General features: G+C 37.3%; 13 protein-coding genes. 10 read left to right on the top strand and 3 right to left on the bottom strand.

Going from position 1 to position 11,563, the window contains the following annotated elements; genetic code table 11:
- Positions 1-20: 20 nt before the first annotated feature.
- Positions 21-920, top strand: a complete 900-nt coding sequence (gene xerD, locus EYS08_RS24245; protein WP_131032510.1) for a site-specific tyrosine recombinase XerD — start codon at positions 21-23, stop codon at positions 918-920.
- Between the two features lie 146 nt (positions 921-1,066).
- Here xerD and prmC read toward each other — a convergent pair whose 3' ends face one another.
- Positions 1,067-1,927 carry a peptide chain release factor N(5)-glutamine methyltransferase gene (prmC, locus tag EYS08_RS24250; RefSeq protein WP_131032511.1) on the bottom strand — a complete coding sequence of 287 codons (861 nt, stop codon included), beginning with the start codon at positions 1,925-1,927 and terminating at the stop codon, positions 1,067-1,069.
- Between the two features lie 80 nt (positions 1,928-2,007).
- On the opposite strand from prmC, the gene ribD reads away from it, so the two are divergent.
- Genes ribD through EYS08_RS24270 form a run of 4 tightly spaced genes read left to right on the top strand, consistent with a single transcriptional unit; the run spans position 2,008 to position 5,449 of the window.
- Complete coding sequence (gene ribD / locus EYS08_RS24255; protein WP_131032512.1) at positions 2,008-3,060, top strand: bifunctional diaminohydroxyphosphoribosylaminopyrimidine deaminase/5-amino-6-(5-phosphoribosylamino)uracil reductase RibD; 1,053 nt, start codon at positions 2,008-2,010, stop codon at positions 3,058-3,060.
- Positions 3,061-3,930, top strand: coding sequence for a DMT family transporter (locus EYS08_RS24260; protein WP_131032513.1), 870 nt, complete (start codon positions 3,061-3,063; stop codon positions 3,928-3,930).
- Positions 3,917-4,531, top strand: a complete 615-nt coding sequence (locus tag EYS08_RS24265; protein ID WP_131032514.1) for an IMPACT family protein — start codon at positions 3,917-3,919, stop codon at positions 4,529-4,531. Before EYS08_RS24260 ends, EYS08_RS24265 begins: the two co-directional genes overlap by 14 nt.
- Positions 4,532-4,588: 57 nt before the next feature.
- Complete coding sequence (locus EYS08_RS24270; protein WP_131032515.1) at positions 4,589-5,449, top strand: nucleoside phosphorylase; 861 nt, start codon at positions 4,589-4,591, stop codon at positions 5,447-5,449.
- A gap of 190 nt (positions 5,450-5,639) precedes the next feature.
- On the opposite strand, the gene EYS08_RS24275 is transcribed toward EYS08_RS24270, so the two are convergent.
- Positions 5,640-6,035, bottom strand: a complete 396-nt coding sequence (locus EYS08_RS24275; RefSeq protein ID WP_131032516.1) for a DUF1398 domain-containing protein — start codon at positions 6,033-6,035, stop codon at positions 5,640-5,642.
- A gap of 2 nt (positions 6,036-6,037) precedes the next feature.
- On the bottom strand, positions 6,038-7,087 hold the full coding sequence (locus EYS08_RS24280) for an aldose epimerase family protein (protein WP_131032517.1): 1,050 nt from the start codon (positions 7,085-7,087) through the stop codon (positions 6,038-6,040).
- Between the two features lie 76 nt (positions 7,088-7,163).
- On the opposite strand from EYS08_RS24280, the gene EYS08_RS24285 reads away from it, so the two are divergent.
- The 5 genes from EYS08_RS24285 to EYS08_RS24305 form a co-directional block, all read left to right on the top strand.
- On the top strand, positions 7,164-8,330 hold the full coding sequence (locus EYS08_RS24285; RefSeq protein WP_131032518.1) for a galactokinase: 1,167 nt from the start codon (positions 7,164-7,166) through the stop codon (positions 8,328-8,330).
- Positions 8,331-8,392: 62 nt separating this feature from the next.
- Positions 8,393-8,923 carry an RNA methyltransferase gene (locus tag EYS08_RS24290; RefSeq protein ID WP_131032519.1) on the top strand — a complete coding sequence of 177 codons (531 nt, stop codon included), beginning with the start codon at positions 8,393-8,395 and terminating at the stop codon, positions 8,921-8,923.
- Between the two features lie 352 nt (positions 8,924-9,275).
- On the top strand, positions 9,276-9,656 hold the full coding sequence (locus EYS08_RS24295) for a YdeI/OmpD-associated family protein (protein ID WP_131032520.1): 381 nt from the start codon (positions 9,276-9,278) through the stop codon (positions 9,654-9,656).
- 236 nt (positions 9,657-9,892) lie between these two features.
- Positions 9,893-11,230 carry an OmpA family protein gene (locus EYS08_RS24300; protein ID WP_131032521.1) on the top strand — a complete coding sequence of 446 codons (1,338 nt, stop codon included), beginning with the start codon at positions 9,893-9,895 and terminating at the stop codon, positions 11,228-11,230.
- A gap of 83 nt (positions 11,231-11,313) precedes the next feature.
- The coding region (locus EYS08_RS24305; protein ID WP_131032410.1) for a helix-turn-helix domain-containing protein at positions 11,314-11,563 on the top strand (250 nt) is incomplete at its 3' end.

Consider the following 11,563-nt stretch of genomic DNA (forward strand, 5'->3'; position numbering starts at 1 on the left):
AAAAAATCTCAAATAAAAGCATGCTTTGGCCATCATATATTAAAGGATTTAAATCATATTTAAAGCTAGAGCGGTCCTTATCTGGTAATTCTGTTGATGCCTATCTGAACGATATTGATAAATTGATCCAGTATTTTCAATCTTTAAATGAAGAACCCAAACTAACTGACATCAAGATAAGTGATCTAAAGTCCTTTATCTCTTGGTTGAATGAACTGGGTATGCAAGCCAGTACACAGGCCCGGGTAATATCAGGATTAAAAGCTTTCTTTGCCTATTTAATGCTCGAAGATGTAATTTCAAATGACCCTACAGCATTGCTTGAAGCACCAAAACTTAGCAGAAAATTACCAGATACATTAAATATTTACGAGATTAATGAACTTATTGCTACCATAGATGCCTCAAAGCCCGAAGGCATGCGCAATAAAGCCATTATGGAAGTGTTATATGGCTGTGGCTTGCGTGTAACTGAACTAACCGAACTAAGGATCTCAAGTGTGTTCCCACAGATCGAATTTATAAAAGTAATTGGAAAAGGAAATAAAGAACGTTTAGTGCCCATTGGAGGCGTAGCCTTAAAACTGCTCGATATTTACATCAACGAAGTACGTGTGCATATTAATATTAAAAAAGGGCATGAAGATTTCATCTTTTTAAACCGTTTTGGCGCTAAACTTTCACGTATTTCGATTTTTAACCTGATTAAAAGCCTGGCCATAGCAACTGGACTAAAGAAAACAATCAGTCCACACACCTTAAGACACTCCTTTGCTACACATTTAATTGAAGGTGGTGCCGATTTACGTGCCGTACAGGAAATGCTTGGCCATTCGAGTATTACCACTACCGAAATTTACACGCATATAGACAGAGACTATTTAAGAGAAGTAATTACGCAGTTTCATCCAAGGGCTTAGTTGAAGAGCAAAAAGACTAAAGCTAAAGCTAAAGACCAAAGCAGCCTTAATTATGGATCCTGAAATAACTTCAGGAGGACGAACGCTGAGGAATTTTAGTTCTCAGCAACAAATCTTCTGACCTCCATCCTCGGACTTCAAACATCTTAAATCCCTGCCCTCACCATCCTGTCTTTACCTTGCATATCTTGTCTTAACTCAATATTAATAAAGTCTTTAGCTGCTAACATTTCAATCGTTTCGTTACCTAAATATTCGTTGATTTCAAAATAAAGTTGCCCGTTAGCTTTTAGGTTTGTTCTTGCAAAATCAGCAATAGCTTTATAAAATATTAATGGGTTTTCATCACGAACAAATAATGCTAAATGTGGTTCGTACACCAACACGTTATTATGCATATCCGCTTTCTCTAAATCTCTGATATAAGGTGGATTACTCACGATGACATCAAATTTTTCTTCAGTTTTGAAAGTCAAAATATCTGCTTCAATAAATTTGATTTTCACGTTGATCTGTTCTGCATTTTCTTTGGCTACAGCGATGGCATTAGGAGAAACGTCCAATGTAGCTACTTCAGCTCTTGACAAATGTTTTTTAAGTGTGATGGGAATGCATCCAGAGCCGGTTCCAATATCAAGAATACTTATTTTATGGTTAGTATTAACTGAAAACCGCAAACTATTATCTGAAATGATCCAATCTACCAGCTCTTCTGTTTCTGGCCTCGGGATAAGTACCTGTTCGTTAACTTTAAATACCTCTCCATAAAAATGAGCTTCTTCCAAAATATGTTGAATGGGTTTTCCGATCTGCAAATCGTTAAGGATGCTCAACAATTTCTGCATATTGATAAAGTTGATATCGATGTCTTTTTGCATGATCAGTTTAGCTGAAGATAAAGCCAAAACTTGCTCGGCAGCAACACTAAATAATGCTTTTGCTTCATTACTATCGTATAAAGGCTCAAGTTCCAGTTCGTAATGCGCCGCTAGTTCTCCTATCTTCATATTTACAAAATTACTTAATTGGGATGATAACGGCTCTATTTTGATAAGGCCATGACTCTTTTTTTACTACTTTTGCCCTAATGGGCGATGAATTTTATATAAAACGCTGTCTTGACCTAGCGGCCTTAGCTTTAGGTAATGTTAGTCCGAACCCCATGGTTGGCTGTGTTATTGTTGTAGACGGCAAAATTATTGGAGAAGGATATCATCAGGAATATGGAAAATCGCACGCCGAACCCAATGCCATTAAAGCTGTTTTTGGTAAATACGGCGATGAGGCCGAAAATCTCTTGAAACAGGCTACTGCTTACGTTAACCTAGAGCCCTGTGCGCATTTTGGCAAAACACCACCCTGTGCTGATTTATTGGTAAAACATCAGCTAAAGAAAGTAGTGATTGGCAATAGAGATCCTTTTTCAGGTGTTGATGGCAAAGGTATCGAAAAACTCAGAAATGCAGGAATTGAAGTGGTGAGTGGAATTTTGGATGATAATTGTCGCTATTTCAATAGAAGATTTTTTACCAGGATCCAAAAACAAAGGCCGTATATTATTTTAAAATGGGCTGAAACCGCTAACGGTTATTTCGCAACAAAGGATGGTCACCAGAAATGGATCAGTGGCCCTTTGGCCAAACGTTTGGCACATCAATGGCGTAGCGAAGAAGATGCAATCCTGATCGGCAAACAGACTGCCATTATGGATAACCCGCAGTTAACCTCGCGTGAATGGCCTGGTAAAAACCCTATCCGTCTCGTAATCGATAAAAACCTTCAAGTTCCGCAATCAAATCATATCTTCAATACAGCAGCCAAAACCATTATCTTTAATGAGGTTAAAACTGATGTTATTGAGAATATCCATTATATCCAGATGGAAGATATGCACTTTTATTTAGCGCAAAAAATCGCTTTTCAGCTTTACCTGATGGATATACAATCGGTAATTATTGAGGGTGGCGCCAATATTTTAAATCAATTTTTAAGTACTGACCTCTGGGATGAAGCTCGTATTTTCACTTCATCTGCCAGCTGGAGCGACGGAGTTTCTTCTCCGAACATTAATGGAAATCTGCAGGAAACAGTACAAATTGGAAATGACAAACTCTCTATCTATCTAAACGACATCAAATAAATGATCTACATTATTTTAAGCATTTGCTGCAGTGTTACCGTAGCCGTTTTATTAAAACTGGCAAAACGGTACCAAATCAGTATTATTCAAGCCGTTACCATTAATTACCTTGCTGCGTTAAGCTTATGTTTTCTTTTTTTTAAGCCCGATGTTAAACTGATCACCTCTACCGCACCATGGCCGATTTACATTGCCCTGGCTATTCTATTGCCATCGATATTTTTATTCCTTGCAGCATCGGTAAAAAATCTTGGCATTGTTAAAACCGATATCGCACAACGTTTATCACTATTTATCCCAATACTGGCGGCTTATTTTATTTTTAAAGAAGATTTTAATAATCTAAAAATTATCGGTCTGGCGATCGGTTTTGTGGCTATTCTCTTAACTTTTCTTCGAAAATCTGATCAAAAAGAAAGCGGTAAAGGAAGCCTGCTCTACCCCATTATGGTTTTCGTTGGTTTTGGGGTAATCGATGTCCTTTTTAAACAAATTGCATTATATAAAGAATTACCTTATACCACCTCACTTTTTACTGTTTTTTGCCTAGCATTTATCGTTTCGTTGCTTATTGTAATTTCGATGGCAGCGGCTGGCAAAATAAAAATACAACTGGTAAATGTAGTCTGTGGATTTATTTTAGGCTTCTTCAATTTTGGGAATATCCTTTTTTACATGAAAGCCCATAAATCATTGGCAGAAAATCCATCTACCGTTTTTGCAGCAATGAATTTAGGAGTAATCATAGTAGGCACCTTAATTGGTGTTATTGCTTTTAAAGAAAAGCTGAGCAAGTTAAATTACGCAGGTATACTTTTGGCAATTGGAGCCGTTATCTTCATTACACTATCACAAAATGCTGTTCGATGATTCTTATAAAACCATCGAAAGTGCCTCAGAGGGTATCTTTCGAGATAAAGGGAGCAAATTTATTGCATACGCCTATCCAATACGTAGTGAATTAGAATTAAAGCCGATTATTACCAAACTTCGTGCAGAACATGTTAAGGCCAATCATTTTTGTTATGCATACCGTTTAACACCAGATCGATCTGTTTATCGAATGAATGATGATGGCGAACCTTCGGGTACTGCAGGCAGACCAATCCTGAACTGTTTATTATCAGAAGACCTGACTAATATCCTAATTGTTGTAGTACGTTATTTTGGCGGTACATTACTTGGCGTACCCGGTTTAATTAACGCATATAAAGCATCTAGTATAGAAGCAATTAAAGCATCTACAATCATTAACAAAACGGTTAACGATGTTTACGAAGCGCATTTCGAATACCTGCAAATGAACGAGGTGATGAAGTTAAGTAAAGAAGAAAACTTGCAGATCTTAGGACAACAATTTGATACGGACTGTATATTGAAATTTGAAGTGAGAAAAGCACAACTCAATCAGGTTTTAAGTAAATTTGATAAAATTGAAGGTGTTAAATTAAAATACCTTCAGACTGTTTAATAACCACAGATAAAATCTGCGTTGATCAGCGAAATCCGCGGGCAAGATGAACCAAATATGAAAATATCCGAAAGCGACTTAATCATCAATCCTGATGGCAGCATATACCACCTAAACCTTTTACCAGGTGATATTGCTGATACTGTAATTACCGTTGGCGATCCCGACCGCGTTGGCGAGGTAAGCAAATATTTCGACAAAATAGAATTTAAAAAAGGTAAACGCGAATTTATCACCCATACTGGTTATTTGGGCAAAAAACGCATTACCGTACTCTCAACAGGTATTGGTACAGATAACATTGATATTGTTTTTAATGAGCTAGATGCCCTGGTTAATGTTGATTTTGAAACCCATGAAATTAAAAAAGAGCTTACCTCATTAAATATTATCAGAGTGGGCACCTCTGGGGCTGTTCAGCCAGATATTCCGATGGGAACAATTTTAGCTTCTTCTTACGGCTTAGGGATGGATGCCCTAATGAATTATTACCTTCAACAATTATCTGGTGATGAACAGATTTTAATGGATGATATCAAAGCACACTTTGGGCATCTTAAAAATATCAATCCTTATTTAACGGCAGCGAGTGAAACATTATTGAATACGATTGGAAAAGACATGGCGAAAGGTATAACCATTACGGCGCCTGGCTTTTATGCTCCACAAGGTAGAATTGTACGTGCTAAAAACGCGGTTCCCGATTTTATTGGCTTGATTAATAGCTTTAAAAGCAACCAGCAACGCATTACCAACCTGGAAATGGAAACCGCAGGGATTTATGCACTAGCCAAAGTTTTGGGTCATAATGCAATTTCAGTAAATGCCATTTTAGCCAGTCGTGTAAATTTCGAATTTAGCAAAGAGCCAAACAAAATTGTAGCGCAAGCGATAAAGATGGTGCTTGAAAGAATTTAGTTATGGCGGAGTCATCACTAATATTAACTTAAGTGTTCTAAGATGTCTCAGATGGTAAAAACAAGTCTAACGCACACACAAACCTCAAATATGAATTCATGCGAAAAACTAGAAGTGTCAGATGGCAACATCTGACACCACGGAAAAGAACAAAAAGGCCCGAAATTTCGGGCCTTTTTTCTTAATATTTTTATACTGTAGGTATTGTTTCTTTTACGAGTTCATTGCCTTCAGCATCTAAATAAGTACAGGTCATTTCTTCAAGGTCGGTTACCCATTTCTCTACACCCGCATCTGCAGCTTGCTTGCAAAAGGTAAAATAATCGGTTTCTCCCTGCTGATGTATTTTTAAAGCATGTGTTAACTTACCAGCAGATGGTTCATCATTTATAATCAAAGTCGGATATTCATCAGGACTGATCTGCTGTACATTATCTTCATCATCAAAATAAATAGACAAGCCATTGGATACATACACATCGTTTCGCTTAACACCCATTTCCTTAATTTCTTTAATAAACTGAGGGAAATCTGCACCAGTTTTAATTTTTGATTCTGCTGCCCGGATGTCTTCGATGGTGAACATAATTATTTGATTAGTGAAACTTTGTAAATCGTTGTTTGCGTATACAGATCCTCCGGCCACAAAATAGTGCTCGGGAAGGTTGGAATATTAACTGCATTTGGATGATGTTGAGTTTCTACGCAAAATGCCCCATAACTTCCATAATCCTTTCCGCCTTTACCATTTTTAACATCTAAATATTTTGCAGTATACAGATGCGCTACCGGCTCTGTGGTATATACGCTTAAAACTAAACCACTTTCTTCTTCAATTGTTTTACTTGCTAACGATAAATCGCCATAGATTTTATCCAGAACGAAAGTTTGGTCATATCCTTCCTTCTCGTCCCAGTCCTGCCCTATTTCTTTAGATTTGGTGAAATCTAAAGGCGTACCTTCAACAGGGATCAATTTGCCCGTTACAGAATAGTTGCTGTCCTGCTCAAGGTAATTTGAAGCAAAAATCTGCTGTTTGTGGTTTTTAATATTACCTCCGTTTGGTGCTAAGTTAAAATAACCATGGTGTGTTAAATTAATTGCAGTAGCCTGATCAGTTTCAGCTTCATAACTTAAAATCAATTCATCATTTTCGGTAAGTTCGAAAGTTAAATCAATGATCAGGTTTCCAGGAAAATTCTCTTCGCCATCTACACTTTCATATTGTAACGTAACCGACGCTTGTGGTCCATCACCAATTTCAATAACATCCCAAACTTTTTTATCAAATCCTACAATACCGCCATGTAAGGTATCGGTACCTGCATTTTGTGCCAATTGATAAGTTTCTTCATCAATGGTGAACCTGCCATTTTTAATGCGGTTTGCATAGCGGCCAACTACAGCGCCCAAATAGGCCCCATTTGCCAGATAAGCCGGATCAAGATATTCATCAAAAGTGTCGAAACCAAGAACGATATCCTGCTTTTCGCCTTTAGCGTTTTTAACTACAAATTTGTTAATAATCGCACCGTAATTGAATATTTTCACATAAGTGCCTTTACTGTTGGTTAGTTCGATTGCGATAACTTCTTCGCCATCAATAATTTTTCCGGTAGGTATTTGCTGAACGCTCATAAATTGTAACTTAGGGCTTTTGTTTCCTAAACAAACATACTATTATTAATGCTTTTTATAAATATATTTTAGCCAAATGAACATTAACCTTGAGGAAAAATTTGCCGAGCAATACCACAAAAAAGCTGATGCCGTTTATTTTACCCCCGGGCGTGTTAACTTAATAGGCGAACACATCGATTATAATGGCGGTTTAGTTATGCCCTGCGCCATTACCTTGGGAACCTGGGTAGCCATTGCCCCAAATAATGATCATAAATTCAGGTTTAAAAGCCTAAACTTCGAAGTTCAAACTGAGGTAATAAGTAATGCCACAAACGATAAAGACGGCAGCTTATGGGCCAATTACCCTATAGGTGTGATCAACGAATTTATTAAGGATGGAAAAGAAATTAATGGAATGGATTTTCTGTTTTATGGAAATATTCCAATCGGATCGGGGCTCTCCTCTTCAGCTTCTATAGAAATTGCTACTGCTTATGCTTTAAATACTTATTTTAATCTTGGTTATGATCAACTGGAACTGGTTAAAATCGCCAAACGTGTTGAGAATGATTTTATAGGTTTAAATTCTGGCATTATGGATCAGTTTGCAGTTGCTTTTGGCGAAAAAAACAAAGCCATTGTTTTAGACTGTGAGACCTTAAAATACAAAATGGTTGATGTTGACCTGGACAAATATGTTTTGGCCATCATCAATACCAATAAGCCAAGAGAATTAGCAGATTCTAAATACAACGAGCGTGTAGCAGAATGCCAAACTGCCCTGAAATTGCTGAACCAAGAAATAACACTTCATTATCTTTGCGAATTAACTGCTGAAAAATTTGCATTACACAGTCATTTAATAACAGATGAAATTATTTTAAACCGCGCAACACATGTGGTTAAAGAAAATGATCGGGTTCATTTAGCGGCTAAAGCCTTAAACGGCAGAAACCTTGAAGAATTTGGCCGATTGATGTACGCCTCGCATGAGTCATTAAGAACACTATATGAAGTAAGTGGAAAAGAATTGGATACATTAGTAGATTTTTGCGCAGATTATGAACATGTTATAGGTGCCCGTATGACCGGTGCAGGGTTTGGCGGATGTGCAATAGCTTTACTAGAGAAAGGTTTCGAAGAAGACTTTGCAAAACACTTAACCGATTATTACGTAGAAAAGATTGGCTACCCTGCCGTAATTTACATTAGCGAAATTGGCAATGGCCCACATTTAACAACAGATACTTATAGATAAGCACAGTTCCGAGATTATATCCAATCTGTGTAATCCCCCAATCTGTGTAATCAATTAAAATAATGAGAAAATTAAAATTAGACGAGCTTAATCGTCCGGATATTGTAGCGTTTAAAGCACAGGAGAAATTACCTGTTGTGGTGGTGTTGGATAATGTGCGCAGCATGCACAATGTAGGTTCTATATTCCGCACAGCCGACGGATTTGCATTAGAAAAAGTTATCCTTTGTGGTATAACGGCTCAACCGCCGCACCGTGAAATTGAGAAAACAGCGCTAGGTGCTACGCAATCTGTAGATTGGATTCATTATACCGATACTGTACAGGCCGTTGATACCTTAAGGGCCTTGGGTTATGAGATCATCGCAATAGAACAAGCCGAAAACAGTACTATGCTGAACACTTTCCAGCCCGATCAGGATAAAAAATATGCACTCATCTTTGGGAACGAGGTTGATGGTGTGAGCGATGAAGTGATGGCAAAAATTGATGAATGTATCGAAATCCCTCAATTTGGAACCAAACATTCCTTTAATATCGTAATCTCTGCCGGTATTGTTTTTTGGGATTTCTTCGCTAAATTGAGGCTGTAATTCATCTATTTTTTAACCACAAAGATCACAGAGAAAGGCGCAAAGAATACAATGTTGATCAGACTTATAAAATGGAAAATTTATTATTAAAAAAACTTCAGGTTAAATCTAACTACACTATTAGGGTAATAATGCACCCGAGGATGCGGTTACCATTTTTGGCGAGGTCGATCCATATATCGTTATAAAATATACTGAAGAAGTTTATTTTAATGTATTAATCATTTTTAGCACAGGCGTAGATCAACTTAACCAGCAAATTGAAAGTAATATTTGCCATATTGATGCAAAAACTATTTTTTGGGTATTCTATCCTAAAAAATCTTCAAAAATCAAATCCGATCTTGATCTGATGAAAAGCTGGCAAGAGCTTAAAAAGTTTGGTTTAACACCTTGTGCTTCTGCTGCAGTAAATGAAACCTGGACTGCCCTGCGTTTAAAATTCATCACTGAGGTAAAGCCATCAGGTATGAGAAACGATCATATTAAGACCAACGAATTTGGTGGATATATAGATCCAGTAAATAAAACCGTTAAACTCCCTGAAGATTTAAAAATACTTTTAGAAAGCCAGCCTAAGGCATTAGACTACTTTAACCAACTCGCTTACTCCCACAGGAAAGAATACGTACTTTGGCTTTTATCTGCGAAGCAGGAAAAGACGCGTACAAACAGGCTCGAAAAAACACTAGAGATGTTATTGAACAATAAGAAAAATCCGTCATACAAGTAGAATTTAAACTACTTCACAGAGGTGCTTTTTTTAGTTTTTGTACAGAATACTGTACAAAAATCAGTATAATTCCAGTTAAGCAGTAACATTTTCGTGAAATTATTTTACCCTCCTAATCTTCTGATAACATGCTATTTGTAAGAAAAATAATGCTTTTGGCAAGGTTTTTTCTTAGTCCATGCAAAACAGTATGAAATAAAAACTGTTAAGAGACTAATATTACAAAATAGAAAAACATGAATACAAGAATTACTAAATCAACAATGTTGATTGCTTTATTAGGTTTATCATCACAATTATTTGCACAGGAAACACCAACCAGTACAAGCGCTGCAGGCCGTTTCTCTCCTACTCAATTCCGTACCTGGTCTATTGGTGTTCATGGAGGTTTATTAACCCCGAGAACTATTTTTGGCAATTCAAACCATCAATTTGAAACTCCGGTTGAGCACATCGGTTACGGTGGTTACATTAAAAAACAAATTTTACCTTCTTTAGGTATTCAAGCCGATTTCTTGGGTGGTAAGGTTGAAGAGTTAAGAATGGCCAATGGAGTTGACGCAAATGGTAATACTACTTATGCTGCAAATACGGGTTACAAAACCAATATGCAATGGTCGGGTGCTTTATCAGCAGTTTGGAATGTAGCAAACATTAGCATCAATCAAGAAAATGCAGTATTAATCCCATATTTAAAAGCTGGTGCTGGTTATATGTCGTCAGGTGCAACCACTACTCCAAATACTAATGACGCTGGTTCTTACAGAGAAGGTTGGTTTGTACCAGTTGGTGCCGGTGTTAAATTAGGTGTAGCTAAAGGTATCAATGTAGATCTAGGTTACGATGTTAACTTTGTTAAATCGGCCAAATTTGATGGATTTAATGGTCCTACTAACGACAGATTTGCCTATGCACATGCTGGTTTAGAGTTTGCCATTGGAGATAAATCAAAACCTCAATTACAAAACTACAGCTCGTTAGCCAATTTAAACAAGCAAACAGCTGAAGAAAGTGCTGAATTAAGAAGAGCATTATCAACCGCTGAACAAAATGCACAACGCGATAGAGAACAATATGCTAAAGATTTGGGCGATGATGATAATGATGGCGTAGCGAACAAATTCGACAAATGTCCTGGTACTGCATCGGGTACTGTTGTTGATGGTTCTGGTTGTCCAATCAAAGTTCAACGTGAAGTAATTAAAGAAACCAGAGTTGTTACAGAAGCTGACCGTAAAGTGGTTAAAGATGCGATTTCTAACTTAGAGTTCGATTTAGGTAAATCAACCATCCGTTCTAAATCATACGCTACTTTAAACCGTGTTGCTGGTTTATTAGTAGAGAAAAACTTTAGCTTAAAATTAGCTGGCCATACTGACAATACTGGTGGTAGAGAGCTAAACTTACGTTTATCTAAAGACAGAGCAGAATCAGTAAAAGCTTATTTAGTATCTCAAGGTGCAAATGCATCAAGAATTGAAGCGACAGGTTACGGACCTGACCAACCAATTGCTACAAACAAAACTGCAGCAGGCCGTCAACAAAACCGTCGTGTAGAGTTTACTTTATACTAATCGTGATTAACGGTTAATAAAAAAGCTCCCTAGATTGAAGTGAACCCCAAAAGTTGGACAAAAACTTTTGGGGTTTATCATTTATGACCAAACACACATTTGAGGAGAAGCTCGATATAGTTTCTCACGTGATAAAAGGGACGCCGATTCTTTGGCTATCCCGAGAACGGCGTATTAGCAAAGACATGATATTGGAATGGGTTCGGAAATATAACCTCCATGGTGAAAGTGGGCTACGCAAGCAAGCCAATATCAAGTCTACTTCTGATTTCAAAGAAGAAGTTGTAAGGCTCATTATAGAAAAAGGTGTACCTTTAAGACAGGTTGTTCTGG

Origin of the sequence: Pedobacter kyonggii, from assembly GCF_004310665.1 — a bacterium.
GTDB lineage: Bacteria > Bacteroidota > Bacteroidia > Sphingobacteriales > Sphingobacteriaceae > Pedobacter > Pedobacter kyonggii.